The organism is Staphylococcus sp. IVB6214, from assembly GCF_025558585.1.
Lineage (GTDB): Bacteria > Bacillota > Bacilli > Staphylococcales > Staphylococcaceae > Staphylococcus.
This window is the reverse complement of sequence record NZ_CP094723.1, coordinates 1,075,142-1,088,663: the sequence shown is the minus strand read 5'-3', so window position 1 is coordinate 1,088,663 and position 13,522 is coordinate 1,075,142. Positions and strand designations below refer to the sequence as shown.

12 protein-coding genes are annotated in these 13,522 nt (G+C 36.1%); 10 read left to right on the top strand and 2 right to left on the bottom strand.

Annotated features, from left to right (window positions below; genetic code table 11):
* Positions 1–39: 39 nt before the first annotated feature.
* The 10 genes from MUA51_RS05245 (at position 40) to MUA51_RS05200 (ending at position 10,479) form a co-directional block, all read left to right on the top strand.
* Complete coding sequence (locus MUA51_RS05245; protein ID WP_262560826.1) at positions 40–735, top strand: zinc metallopeptidase; 696 nt, start codon at positions 40–42, stop codon at positions 733–735.
* 184 nt (positions 736–919) lie between these two features.
* Positions 920–1,240: a nucleotide pyrophosphohydrolase gene (locus tag MUA51_RS05240; RefSeq protein ID WP_262560825.1), complete on the top strand. Its 321-nt coding sequence runs from the start codon at positions 920–922 to the stop codon at positions 1,238–1,240.
* 13 nt (positions 1,241–1,253) lie between these two features.
* The gene (bshA, locus tag MUA51_RS05235; protein ID WP_262560823.1) at positions 1,254–2,390 is read left to right on the top strand and encodes an N-acetyl-alpha-D-glucosaminyl L-malate synthase BshA; all 1,137 of its coding nucleotides are present in this window, start codon (positions 1,254–1,256) and stop codon (positions 2,388–2,390) included.
* Positions 2,380–3,591, top strand: a complete 1,212-nt coding sequence (locus MUA51_RS05230) for a CCA tRNA nucleotidyltransferase (protein WP_262560822.1) — start codon at positions 2,380–2,382, stop codon at positions 3,589–3,591. The genes bshA and MUA51_RS05230 overlap by 11 nt, the downstream gene beginning before the upstream one ends.
* The gene (locus tag MUA51_RS05225) at positions 3,575–4,549 is read left to right on the top strand and encodes a biotin--[acetyl-CoA-carboxylase] ligase (protein WP_262560821.1); all 975 of its coding nucleotides are present in this window, start codon (positions 3,575–3,577) and stop codon (positions 4,547–4,549) included. The genes MUA51_RS05230 and MUA51_RS05225 overlap by 17 nt, the downstream gene beginning before the upstream one ends.
* Before the next feature lie 29 nt (positions 4,550–4,578).
* Positions 4,579–7,287, top strand: a complete 2,709-nt coding sequence (locus tag MUA51_RS05220) for a helicase C-terminal domain-containing protein (RefSeq protein WP_262560820.1) — start codon at positions 4,579–4,581, stop codon at positions 7,285–7,287.
* Positions 7,288–7,356: 69 nt separating this feature from the next.
* Positions 7,357–8,649: an asparagine--tRNA ligase gene (gene asnS, locus MUA51_RS05215; RefSeq protein WP_262560819.1), complete on the top strand. Its 1,293-nt coding sequence runs from the start codon at positions 7,357–7,359 to the stop codon at positions 8,647–8,649.
* 159 nt (positions 8,650–8,808) lie between these two features.
* Complete coding sequence (locus MUA51_RS05210) at positions 8,809–9,495, top strand: DnaD domain-containing protein (RefSeq protein WP_262560818.1); 687 nt, start codon at positions 8,809–8,811, stop codon at positions 9,493–9,495.
* Positions 9,488–10,162 (top strand): endonuclease III, encoded by a 675-nt coding sequence (gene nth / locus MUA51_RS05205; RefSeq protein ID WP_262560817.1) that lies wholly within the window; start codon positions 9,488–9,490, stop codon positions 10,160–10,162. The genes MUA51_RS05210 and nth overlap by 8 nt, the downstream gene beginning before the upstream one ends.
* Positions 10,159–10,479, top strand: a complete 321-nt coding sequence (locus MUA51_RS05200; RefSeq protein WP_262560816.1) for a YpoC family protein — start codon at positions 10,159–10,161, stop codon at positions 10,477–10,479. The genes nth and MUA51_RS05200 overlap by 4 nt, the downstream gene beginning before the upstream one ends.
* A gap of 78 nt (positions 10,480–10,557) precedes the next feature.
* Here the strand turns inward: MUA51_RS05200 and MUA51_RS05195 are convergent, their stop codons facing one another.
* Together MUA51_RS05195 and recU are read right to left on the bottom strand one after the other, a co-directional pair.
* A complete protein-coding gene (locus MUA51_RS05195) occupies positions 10,558–12,744 on the bottom strand; it encodes a transglycosylase domain-containing protein (RefSeq protein WP_262560815.1) in 2,187 nt (728 codons plus the stop codon).
* A complete protein-coding gene (recU, locus tag MUA51_RS05190; RefSeq protein WP_262560813.1) occupies positions 12,741–13,367 on the bottom strand; it encodes a Holliday junction resolvase RecU in 627 nt (208 codons plus the stop codon). The genes MUA51_RS05195 and recU overlap by 4 nt, the downstream gene beginning before the upstream one ends.
* Positions 13,368–13,522: the final 155 nt, after the last annotated feature.

The window sequence follows — 13,522 nt, the reverse complement described above, 5'->3', positions numbered from 1 at the left end:
ACATGAACCACGTAAAATATAACAAAAGGAGTGAAATACATGTCTTTAGTATCAATGATTGTATATTTTGCCATCTTGATGGTACTTCCAATGTACGCACAACACAGTGTAAAATCCAATTATGAAAAATATTCAAAAGTAAGATCAACAAGTGGCAAAACAGGGAGAGAAGTGGCATTAGAAATATTACATGCCAATGGGATAAATGACGTTGATGTCCAACGAGGCAATGGCTTTTTGACAGATCATTATGATCCAAGAAAGAAGGTTGTCGTTTTATCACCAGCAAACTATGACCGCCCAAGTGTAGCCGGAACTGCGATTGCAGCGCACGAAGTAGGACATGCAATTCAACATTATGAAGGATATTTCTTCTTACGCTTCCGCACAGCACTGGTTCCTGTGGCTAACTTAGGTAGTTCATTATCATATATCTTTATTATGATGGGAATTGTTTTAACTACAATGAATAGTGCTTTTGGAACATCCGCATTATGGATCGGTATTTTCTTAATGGCGTTCGCCGTGCTGTTCTCAATTGTGACATTACCAGTTGAGTTTGATGCAAGTAAACGCGCCATGACCCAAATTAAGAAGATGCAAATCGTTAATGAAAATGAATACAAACATGCAGGCCGTGTTTTAAGAGCGGCAGCAATGACATATGTGGCAGCAACCGCTGTTGCAGTGGCAGAGTTATTACGCTTTATCTTAATTGCACGTTCTCAAGAATAGTCTTAAAAGCTGAAACAAAATATGTTTCAGCTTTTTTGTGTTTTTATACACGCTATCCTGTAAACATGTCTCTATGAAACAGATGAGAGACATATAATATTCACCATATAAGCATCAAGAATTGCTCAAGAAGGCAGATACATGTATCATGAAAGGGAATGCTTATTAAGAAAGAGGTCATATCATGACAAAATCTATGCACGAGATGCAACAAGAAGTAGATGCTTATATTTCACAATTTAAAGCAGGGTATTTCTCACCACTCGCTAATCTAGCACGCATGACGGAAGAAGTAGGTGAACTTGCGCGTGAAATCAATCATTATTACGGAGAAAAACGTAAAAAAGAGAGTGAAGAAACAAATACAATCGAAGCAGAACTGGGTGACAATTTATTCGTATTACTTTGTATTGCGAACTCACTCAATATTGATATGACAGAAAGTTTTAATCAGACGATGCACAAGTTTAATACACGTGATAAAGATCGTTTTGAGAGAAAATAAAGGAGGTCTTTACATGAAAATAGGAATAACGTGTTATCCTTCTATCGGTGGGTCTGGTGTGATAGCGACCGAACTCGGAATATTGATGGCAGAACGTGGTCATGAAGTACACTTTATCACATCTAATATGCCTTTCAGACTAAATAAACCGATTCCTAATATTACGTTTCACCAAGTCGATGTGAATCAATATGCCGTCTTTCAATATCCACCCTATGACATTTCTTTGAGTACAAAAATTGCGAATGTGATTAACGAATATGATTTGGATGTGTTACATATGCATTATGCAATCCCACATGCAATATGTGGCATTCTCGCACGTCAAATGTCTGGTAAAGATATTAAAATTATGACAACACTTCACGGTACAGATATCACTGTCCTTGGTTACGACCATGCTTTGCGTAACGCAATAAAGTTTGGTATTGAACAAAGTGATGTTGTGACAAGTGTAAGTCAATCACTGAAAGAAGAAACTTATGACATCATTAAACCAAACAAGGATATTGTGCCAATATATAATTTCGTCCGTGAAACTGAATTTCCAACAGGTTATCAACCTGAACTTAAGGCAAGCTATGGAATTGCAGAAGATGAAAAAGTCATCATTCATGTGTCAAACTTCCGCAAAGTCAAGCGAATAGATACAATTATTGACACATTCAAACTGATTCGCCAAAACATAAAATCAAAACTATTACTGATCGGCGATGGACCAGAACTTCTCGATATGCGTGAAAAAGTCCGTGAACTAAAATTACAAGATGATGTATTGTTTTTAGGTAAGCAAGATTGTGTCAGCAATTTTTATCAAATCTCAGACTTAGTCTTGTTAATGAGTGAAAAAGAAAGTTTTGGACTCACGTTACTTGAAGCGATGACAACAGGAGTCGTTCCAATTGGTACATACGCAGGTGGTATAAAAGAAGTCATCAAGCATGGTGACACTGGTTATTTAGTCGATATAGGGGATAGCCGACACGCTGCAGAATATGCACTAAAGTTATTGTCAGACTCACAGCTATACACTCAAATGCAGCATCGTATGTTAAAAGATGTTCGAGAACGTTTTCACTCGACTATTATTGCTGATCAATATGAAGCGCAGTACCGTCAAATGATTGGAGAGTCCAACGATGCAAGATAAAGAAATTTTTGTGACAGCTTTTCCCGTCATGCAACAACTCGTCAATCATGGTTATGAAGCATATTTTGTCGGTGGTTCTGTGCGAGATTATTTAATGAAACGTCCAATCAATGATATCGATATAACGACGAATGCGACACCGGATGAAGTAGAAGCCCTTTTCGACCATACAATTCCGATTGGAAAAGCACATGGCACGATTAATGTCGTTTGGCAAGGTAGCAACTATGAAATCACCACTTTTCGTACTGAAGGAGATTACACCGATCACCGTCGTCCAAGCGAAGTATACTTTGTACGTGATTTATACCAAGATGTTGAACGACGTGACTTTACGATTAACGCTATTGCGATGGATCAACACTTTCATATAATTGATCACTTTGACGGATATAAGGATATTGAAGCAAAAATCATTCGTACAGTAGGTGATCCGCACGCACGTTTTGAAGAAGATGCTCTGCGTATCTTGAGAGGCATCCGTTTCAAATCACAACTCGGCTTTACAATTGCATCTGAAACATACGATGCAATGTTAAAACGCACACCTGATATTACACATCTTGCAATTGAACGTATCATGGTAGAGTTAGAGAAACTATTGAGTGGTCAATATGTCTCACATACGTTTGAGATGTTACAAGATTTGAACATATGGAAATATATGCCTTTCTTCAAAGAGATAGATATGAACCATATTCACGTTACAAACCCTGTAACATTAGCCCAGTTTTTAGCAATTGTTATGTATCAAACAAATGGGCAAACCGGTAGTTTAAAACAATTAAAGCGAAGCAATGATGAAGTCAAACATGCTGAACAATTATGTCGTGCGATGAAGCTCGCACCATCATTAAATACAAAAGCAGCATTGCGTCAATTTGTCTATGATTTTGGACAAACACTATGTATTGAATTGTTCACAATGCAATCTCTACTGAAAATGAATGGTATCCCACAAGTGTCACCATTGATTTTCAATACACAGACAATCTCAGACACTTGGCAGTCGCTTGCAATTCAGGAGCGACAACAATTAGCAGTCAATGGTAAAGTCCTTATGACTGCATTTAATCGAAAATCAGGTCCATGGCTAAAAGAAGCTTTGCGTTGTGCTGAATGTGCCGTCGTACAACAAAAGGTTCTTAATCATGAACAAGAAATTATTGAATGGGTGAAAGTACATGTCGAAATATCGTGATCAAATTTTAAAATTGTTAACTGAAGCACAACCACAATATGTATCAGGACAAACAATAGCCAATCAATTAAATATTTCACGTATGACAGTGAAGAAAGTCATTGATCAACTAAAGTCAGAACATGTCTCGATAGACTCCGTTCATAATAAAGGTCATCGGTTAAATGATTATCCAACTGTCTGGCATAAAGGGATTCTCCAAGGTTTATTGAAAAATCAGTCACTCATTGAAACGATTGAAACATACGAGTCAGTCACATCAACACAAGATATTGCGAAACATTTGCTCATTGATCATTCTGAAAGTATGCTGATATTAAGCAATGAGCAAACTGCTGGAAAAGGGCGATTCAAACGCCCATGGCAATCAGCAAAAGGAAAAGGCGTTTGGATGACACTTGTGTTACGTCCAAACATTCCTTTTTCTATGTTAACAACATTTAATTTGTTTATTTCACTCGCAATTTGCCATACGATCCAACAATATACAGATGAGACGGTTTCGATTAAATGGCCGAATGACATCTATATCGGCAATCGAAAAGTGTGTGGGTTTTTAACTGAAATGGTTGCGAACGCAGATGGGATTGAAGCTGTCATCTGTGGCATTGGCATTAATGTCAATCAACAATCCGACGACTTTGATACATCTGTGCCACTTCAAGCAACAAGTATTCGTCAACACCGAGAAACAGATGTAGAACGTTATACATTTATGCGGGATTTAATCATGCAAATCGAACGTCGATACCAACAGTTTTTGACAGAACCGTTTAACACAATTAAAGATGAATATATTGCTGTATCTAATATATGGAACCGACGATTGCGTTTTACAGAAGGTGAGAAACAATTTTACGGAGAGGTTATTCGTATAGATGACGACGGCTTTTTATATGTATTAGATGAGCAAGGCGATGTCCACCGTCTTATGAGTGCGGATATCGAACTACCATAGTGTTGTCGTGAAAGGAGGGCGTCATTGGAATGAAATCACCAAGATATGCGGTCATTGATCTAGAAACGACAGGTAATCAACCACATATAGATGATATTATTCAGATCGGTATCGTATTTATTGAACACCATTCGATTGTGGATACTTACCATACAATGATTAAAACAGACAAAGAAATCCCAATATTTATCCAAGCACTGACATCTATTGAAAATAATATGCTTACACAAGCACCTTATTTTCATGAAATAGCAGAAGAATTATTCGAAAAATTGCAAGGGTGTATTTTCGTTGCACACAATGTGAATTTTGATTTGAATTTCTTAAAAAATGCATTTGAACAATGTCATATCTCATACAACCCGAGACGTGTGATTGACACTTTAGAACTATTCAAAATTGCATTTCCAACAGCGAAAAGTTACCAGTTAAGTGAACTAGCACAATCTTTAAACATTCCGTTGACGCAAGCACATCGAGCAGATGAAGATGCAGAAACGACAGCGAAAATCATGATACGTGCCTTTCATCACTTTGAAAGCTTACCAATCGAAACAAAAAAGCAATTGTTTCACCTGAGTAAAGACCTAAAATTCAACTTACAAGATTATTTCTTTGAGCTTGTAAGACAACATCATAACACTCAAGTGTTGTCACCGTTATTGGAACAATTTGAACACATACACTATAAGCCTGTATCTCTTTTTGAGAAATCACATATTGAATTTGATGGTGATTTGAATGCACTCTATCAAAAAGTGATTACACAAGCTGGTTATCAATATCGTGAAGATCAACGTTATTTGACAGAAGTGATTTATCATCAACTCATGCATAATGAAAATGCATTGATTGAAGCTGAGACAGGAAGTGGCAAGTCTCTCGCATATCTTATTGCAGCCGTGATGTATTATATCGAAACTGGCGAGCATGTGATGATTTCAACAAATACAAAGCTATTACAATATCAATTAATCCAACAGGACATTCCATTAATCAATCAAGCATTAAATACACAGTTGAATGCCTGTATGATCAAAAGTAAAAAGGACTATATTTCATTAGGACTCGTACAACAAATCATTAAAGATCAAACGAATAACTATGAAGTTAATTTACTTAAAATGCAATTGCTCGTTTGGTTAATTGAAACGCATACTGGAGACATTCATGAGTTGAATTTACGTGGTGGCGTAAAAATGTATATGGACCAAAAGATCGAGACATATGTTCCTGTACGAAAAGATATCGAGTATTACTACCAACTGAGAATGCAAGCACCCCATATTCAGATAGGTATTACAAATCATGCACACTTGTTAAAAGCATCTGGAGAAAATGTGATTTACCAATTATTCGATCACTGCATCATTGACGAAGCACATCGTTTACCTGACTATGCCTTAGATTGTGTTGTTCACGAAGTCGGATATGCAGATATTAAATATCAACTAGGATTAATTGGAAAAACAGAAAATGAAAAGTTATTATCTCAAGTTGATCAATTGGAACAATTAAGAGTCCAGCAAAAAATAAACATTGCACCGATGAATGTATTTGCAATCAAACAAGATATCAATGAAATACACGAGATGAATGATGCACTTTTTGAACGATTGTTCACACAGATTCGACCAGAACAATTACATAATGATGAGTCATCAAAACGATATGACATCTATGATTTATCAACAGAGTCACTGTTAACCGACATTCAACAACTGACGAAAAAAATACATCTCACACTTCTTCATTTTGAAACAATTAAACATAAAACAATCAAAACGCTACGCAAGCAATTGTTAAATATTGTTGCACAGTTAAAACCATTTGAAGAAGGGATTAAACAAGGAAAAGTATTTTATGTATCTCTTAAAAATTTAGACCAAAAAGCAACCATTCGACTGCATATCAAACAAAATGATGTGAAAACGATATTGACTGAAAAGTTACTGTTACAGTTTAAATCGCTCACCTTCATTTCCGGTACCTTGACATTTAATCAATCATTTACTGCATTTGAAGGTTGGTTTAAAGAAGATACTGAATTTAATCGTTATCAGATTCACACTGAACCAGTGAACTATCCGAATGGCTATATCTTTATTCCAAATGATATTGAAGATTATCATTATCAAAATTATGATGCATATATTCAAACGATTGTAGAATATATATCACGCTACGTCTCAACAACACAGGGAAAATGTTTAATATTATTTACAAGTTATCAAATGATGTATACTGTCATGGAATATTTAAATGACATCACACTCTTCGATGAATATGTGATTCTTGCACAGCAACAAAGTCAAAATCAAAAAATCGTTCAGCAGTTCAATCATTTTGATAAAGCAATCTTATTAGGAACAAGTAGCTTTTTTGAAGGCTTTGACTACCAAGCGCAAGGCGTCAAATGTGTCATGATTGTAAAACTGCCGTTCATGAATCAACATGCGACAAAACCTTTATTGTTAAAAGATGAATTCACTAATATTTTCAAAGATTATATTTTACCAGATGCTGTTACACGTTTCAGACAAGGTCTTGGTCGATTGTTAAGAAATGAGCATGATAAAGGAATCATTGTCTCTTTTGACAACCGCTTAATCAACAGTCGTTTTAAATCATTCTTCCAGAAAACGATTCAACCGTATCATCAACAAATTGGTGATATCGATGCATTTGAAAAGCGTTTAAAACAACTTGGACATATGGAAGTTGAACAGAAAAACTGATACCAACCCTAGATGAGATTATTAACTTTTGTTAAAATAATAACAGTAAAATAAAATAGGAGATTAATTATGAAAACAACAATTAAAGAAGCAAAAAATTATATCGGACAAGAAGTAACAATTGGCGCTTGGCTTGCTAATAAGCGTTCAAGTGGTAAAATTGCATTTTTACAACTGCGTGATGGTACTGGTTTTATGCAAGGCGTTGTTGTCAAATCAGAAGTCGGTGAAGACCTCTTCAAAACGGCTAAATCGCTCACACAAGAATCTTCTATCTATATCACAGGTGAAATTACCGAAGATCAACGTTCTGACTTAGGATATGAAATGCAAGTGAAAGCAATCGAAGTGATTCATGAAGCGCATGATTATCCAATTACACCAAAAAGTCACGGTACCGAATTTTTAATGGATCACCGTCACTTATGGTTACGTTCAAAAAAACAACATGCAGTGATGAAAATTCGTAACGAAATTATCCGTGCGACATATGAATTCTTTAATGAAAATGGATTTACAAAAATTGATCCGCCAATTTTAACTGCAAGCGCACCGGAAGGAACAAGTGAATTGTTCCATACGAAATATTTTGATGAAGATGCTTTCCTTTCTCAAAGTGGACAATTATATATGGAAGCTGCAGCAATGGCACACGGTAAAGTATTCTCATTCGGTCCAACTTTCCGTGCTGAAAAATCAAAAACACGTCGTCATTTGATTGAATTCTGGATGATTGAACCAGAGATGGCATTTACAAATCATGACGAAAGTTTAAAAGTTCAAGAAGCATATGTTGCATTTGTCGTTCAATCCGTTCTTAAAAACTGTAAATTAGAATTAAAAGTTTTAGAGCGTGATACATCAAAATTAGAAAAAGTCGTTGCACCATTCCCACGTATTACGTATGATGATGCAATTAAGTTCTTACATGAAGCTGGTTTTGATGATATTGAGTGGGGGGATGATTTTGGTGCACCTCATGAAACTGCCATTGCAAATCACTATGATTTACCAGTATTTATCGTGAATTACCCAACAAAAATTAAACCTTTCTATATGCAACCAAATCCTGATAATGAAGATACAGTATTTTGTGCAGACTTAATTGCACCTGAAGGTTACGGTGAAATCATTGGTGGTTCTGAGCGTATCAACGATATAGAATTGTTAGAATCCCGTATTGATGCACATAACTTAGACCCAGAAAGTTATCAATATTATTTAGATTTACGCAAATATGGCAGCGTTCCGCATAGTGGTTTTGGATTAGGCCTAGAGCGTACTGTCGCATGGATTTCAGGTGTTGAACATGTTCGTGAAACTTCACCATTCCCACGTTTGCTTAACCGTTTATACCCATAATTAAAGGGAATTGATATATGCGCATAATGACCCATTGAAACCTTTATATCAAAGGTCTTCAATGGGTTTTATCTTATGGTAAAAAAAGAATTAATTGCTATAAACTATGCCCAAAATACGGTATGATAGTGATGCTACGTTAAAAGAAGGGGGGATTTGATGAAACTTCATGAATTAAAAATACGACCTTTCGTTTGTCGATACGAATTACTAGAACAATATGCATCTCTTGGTCTTAATGAATCAGACCTCATCATACTTATGAAAATATTATATGCCTATGAGACGAGTAATGAACTTCCTTCCATAGATATTTTACAGAAGGGAACATCAATGCAAGCTTCTGAAATAACAATGATTATCCAGAAGTTGATTCAATTAGGCCTTTTGGAAATGAATGTCGCTAAAAATAATGATGGTCGATTAAGTGAATACATTAACTTAGACGGGTTTTATGACCAGCTTTGTCAAGTACTCGAAGATGTAAATTCTAACATGCAAAATATCGATAAAAAACAAGCTTTCAAATCATTATTTCAAAAAATCGAAAATGGGTTTGGACGAACATTGTCAGCACTTGAATTTGAAACTTTGAATAAATGGTTAGACGTGAATGAATATGACTTGACAATTATTCATGCAGCTGTCGATGAAGCATTATCACATAACAAAACCAGTTTAAAATATGTAGATAGAATTTTATTGAATTGGGAAAAAAATAACGTTCGTACGGTGGATGATGCAAAACCAATACGTGCTAAATTTAACAAACAGCAACCTGTCGTAAAAAAAATTGAAAACTTCCCGAAATTTGATTGGCTGAAAGGAGAAAACCCATTTGATTAGTAAGAAAAAAGCACTAGAAATGATTGATGTCATTGATGGCATGTTTCCAGATGCTGAATGCGAACTCGTTCATAACAATGCATTTGAACTTACAATTGCCGTCTTATTATCTGCACAGTGTACAGATAACACAGTAAATAAAGTAACGAAGACGTTATTTCAAAAATATCATACACCAGAAGACTATTTAGCAGTTTCCTTAGAAGCGTTACAAAATGATATTCGCTCAATTGGTTTATATCGAAATAAAGCAAAAAATATTCAAAAACTATGCCGTTCTTTGATTGATCAATATGATGGAGAAATCCCTGAAGATCATGCCAAATTAGTAGGACTTGCTGGTGTTGGCCAAAAAACAGCAAATGTTGTGATGAGCGTCGCATTTGGTGAACCCGCACTTGCAGTAGATACGCATGTAGAACGTGTTTCTAAGCGACTAGGAATTTGTCGTTGGAAGGACAGTGTGACAGAAGTTGAGCGTAAATTGACATCAATCATTCCAAAGTCAAGATGGACGAAAAGTCATCATCAACTTATCTTTTTTGGACGTTATCACTGTCTTGCAAAAAAACCAAAATGTGATGTCTGCCCGTTGTTTGCAGATTGTCGTGAAGGACAAAAACGCCATCGTGCTGCCATGCGGTTAGAAGGAGCGATAAACGAATGACGATACTTACCAACATGTCTGAAATCGAAAGACAACTTGATATATTAGCACAATCACGAATAGTCGGTAAACCTGAAAGTATTGCGCCATTAGATCAATATTATGAGTTATTAATCACTTATTTTTGTCACATTAACGATATACAGCATATAGGTGATAAAGCTTATGAATTACTCCCTATCGTTCCATTTAACTTCGAAGAGCGTCTCAGTTATATCCAAGAGCGTAAACATCACTATATGGGATATCAACAAATGAAAACTTTAAAGTCTGAGCTGGTAAAAATGAATGCAGCTTATCGTGCAAAGCATAACTGAACTGGGTAATACCGCTTCAGTTATGCTTTTTTGCATAGAAAAAAGGACAGCATTTTGAAATACTGTCCTTTTTGTCTATTAGTTGTTAAGGAAATTTCTCAAAAATCCACCGTTATTATTACCTTGTTGCTGATTGTTGGCGTTATTTGAGTTTTGATTACTTTGTTTGTTATTAGAGTTGCTATTAGTACCACCACTAGATTCAGTGAAGTTACTTGTCGTATTACCATCTGGTGCTTGTGCAACATATAGGCTACGACCACTACCACCAACTGAAGCAGGGCGGTTAAAGTCTTTACCATCTTGTGGATTGATATCACCCATCACATCTCTAAATAAATACTGTGGTAATTTTTGTTCTGAGCTTCCTACGAATGAGTTTTCACCATATTCTTTAACTTTTCCGAAGCCCATCCATACAGACATTGTATAGCGTGGTGAGTATCCAGAAATCCATACGTCTTTAGCTGCTGAGCTAGGAAGACTGTATTGTGCATAAGTTTCATCTCCATACGTACCTGTACCTGTCTTAGCTGCTACATTTACACCAGAAATCCCATTACCATAAGCTGAACCATACGTATCAAATGTACCTTCTAAAATCTGCGTAATCATATAAGCAGTGTAATCATTCATTGCTTGATGACTCGTATGTTCGAACTCAATCGTATTGCCATTCGGTTCTACAACTTTTTTAATTGAATGCGCTTTGTTATAAGTACCGCCATTCGCAAATGATGCATATGCTGAAGCTAATTGTACAGGGGAGAATTCTGAAGATGAACCACCCAATACTTCTGATGGACCGATATTCGGATTCTCATATTCTAAACCAACTTTTGCAGCAAAATCTGTTGGAGCACTGTTACCCGCTTGTTCCTTCACAGTTTGCCAAGTTTTCAATGCTGGGATGTTAAAACTTTGTCGTAATGCATCATAGATTGTTACAACACCATGACTTCTTTGGTCATAGTTGCGGAAGGCACCACCGTCTATATAATAAACAGATTCATCTTGTAATGAATGATTCGTTGCCCATTGCAAGTTGTCAATTGCCGGTGCATACGCTAGGAATGGTTTCAATGATGAACCTGTCGGATGAACATCCGTTGCTTGGTTACGTTGAACGACATCTTTGTAGTTACGTCCACCAGATATTGCCGTTAATGAACCTGATTCACTGTCAACAATTGATGCACCAACTTGTTGCTCATCATTTTTGTAGTAACCACCATTGTCAACACGGCTTTGGAGCGCTGTCTGAACATCTTTATCCATGTACGTGTAAATCTTGATACCACTGTTTAAAATATCAGATAGGTTACGGCCTTTGAATTCATCGTTACTCATCAATTCTTGTTTCACAAAGTTGATATATGAATCATATTGTTGTGAACTGTCATCCGGCTTGATTTCACGGTCTTCTGCAGATCGATCAACCAAATTCTCCGTAATCGAAGTATCTTGTGCTTCTTTCATTTCTTTATCACTAATACGATTGTGATAATTCATTAAATAAAGCACTGTATCCTTACGCTTCTCTGCTTCCTCAGGATAATCATAAATATTATAAGTGTTTGGTACTTGAGGAAGACCAGCAAGATATGCTGACTCAGCTAAATTCAGATCTTTCAAATCTTTATCAAAGTAGTATTTAGCTGCTGCTTTCACACCGTATACACCATCTGAGTAATAAATCTTGTTCAAGTACATTTGGAAGATTTCATCCTTAGAGTACTCTTGCTCAAGGCGATATGAAAGATATGCTTCTTGTGCCTTACGTTCAATTGACTTTTGATCTGTTAAAAATGTACGTTTAACAACTTGTTGTGTTAACGTAGATGCACCTTGTGAACCGAATCCACCGGTAACATTTTTGATCACTGCACCAAATAGACGTTTATAGTCTAATGCACCGTGATCGTAGAAACGATTGTCTTCAGTAGCAAGTACAGCGTCCTTCATTTGATCTGGAACATCTTTTAGATCAACATGTTCGCGTCTCGCACCATTATCAAGCGTTTTAACAAGATTATCATTCTGATCATATATTTTAGCTGGACTTGGGTCTTGTAATTTCGCTTCATTAAAGGCAGGTGCTTTCCACGCATAATATGCAAAGAGAAGGACACCTACTAAAGCCAAAATAACAAAAGCTAAAACAAGGAAACTGATCACTTTTATCAATGTACGCTTAATATTTTTATTCTTTTTTTGACCGGACTTCTTTTTAGAACCATTAGAAGCCGCTTTCTTTTCCGTCATACGCGGTCCTCACTTTCATCTAATATCAACTTATCAACTGCTTTAAGATAATCCAATCTCGGTTGATACTGATAGGGAATATAGTAACCATTTTTTTGCACTTCTTCAACAGAAATTGACTTTTTGACATTATCTAAATAACGTTGCCAAAATACAATGAGTGCTTTAAATGATAACAAATAGGTTTCATCTCGTCCTTTAAAACGAATGAGCAAAAATGCAATGCCACCATGTCGATCAACTTCACGCATATGTTCAATCTGATGGTCGTGAATATTTTGTAATGGAAATGATGTTTTATTCTTTGTCTCTTTCGCTTCAAAATCGATATGACGACCTTGATACACACCATTGTAATCCGTCGTTGAAGGCGTTCTAAAGTAAGCCTCTTTGATGACTGCTTGACTTCGTTTCGGATAGTCAACATGTACGATTTGAACGGGTGTTGGCTTTTTATGAATAACCGCCACACGTGTATTCAAATAATGCTTGTTAGAGTGTTCGATATCTTTTTCCAAAGACATGCCACGTCCACCATATTTTATCGTACGCGATTGTGGTGTGTTTTGACTTCCGACTTGAGTCTTATTTTGTCTAAAAGGCTTACCATTGGGATAATTCATAGTCTCACCTACATTCCATCTTTTATGCCCTACAAACATATTGGATAGGTGGTTTATGAACACTTTTCAATCATTGCGTTTCATAAACTGACATTATTGTAACATAGATGACCCTTCTCTGTTACCCCAAAGCATGGTGTTATCAAGTTTTGTCA

What these genes read in the sequence shown, in the direction of transcription:
- recU (WP_262560813.1), bottom strand. Translation starts at nt 13,367, where the DNA reads ATGAATTATCCCAATGGTAAGCCTTTTAGACAAAATAAGACTCAAGTC.
- bshA (WP_262560823.1), top strand. Translation starts at nt 1,254, where the DNA reads ATGAAAATAGGAATAACGTGTTATCCTTCTATCGGTGGGTCTGGTGTG.
- MUA51_RS05200 (WP_262560816.1), top strand. Translation starts at nt 10,159, where the DNA reads ATGACGATACTTACCAACATGTCTGAAATCGAAAGACAACTTGATATA.
- MUA51_RS05225 (WP_262560821.1), top strand. Translation starts at nt 3,575, where the DNA reads ATGTCGAAATATCGTGATCAAATTTTAAAATTGTTAACTGAAGCACAA.
- MUA51_RS05220 (WP_262560820.1), top strand. Translation starts at nt 4,579, where the DNA reads ATGAAATCACCAAGATATGCGGTCATTGATCTAGAAACGACAGGTAAT.
- MUA51_RS05230 (WP_262560822.1), top strand. Translation starts at nt 2,380, where the DNA reads ATGCAAGATAAAGAAATTTTTGTGACAGCTTTTCCCGTCATGCAACAA.
- MUA51_RS05210 (WP_262560818.1), top strand. Translation starts at nt 8,809, where the DNA reads ATGAAACTTCATGAATTAAAAATACGACCTTTCGTTTGTCGATACGAA.
- MUA51_RS05240 (WP_262560825.1), top strand. Translation starts at nt 920, where the DNA reads ATGACAAAATCTATGCACGAGATGCAACAAGAAGTAGATGCTTATATT.
- MUA51_RS05245 (WP_262560826.1), top strand. Translation starts at nt 40, where the DNA reads ATGTCTTTAGTATCAATGATTGTATATTTTGCCATCTTGATGGTACTT.
- asnS (WP_262560819.1), top strand. Translation starts at nt 7,357, where the DNA reads ATGAAAACAACAATTAAAGAAGCAAAAAATTATATCGGACAAGAAGTA.
- MUA51_RS05195 (WP_262560815.1), bottom strand. Translation starts at nt 12,744, where the DNA reads ATGACGGAAAAGAAAGCGGCTTCTAATGGTTCTAAAAAGAAGTCCGGT.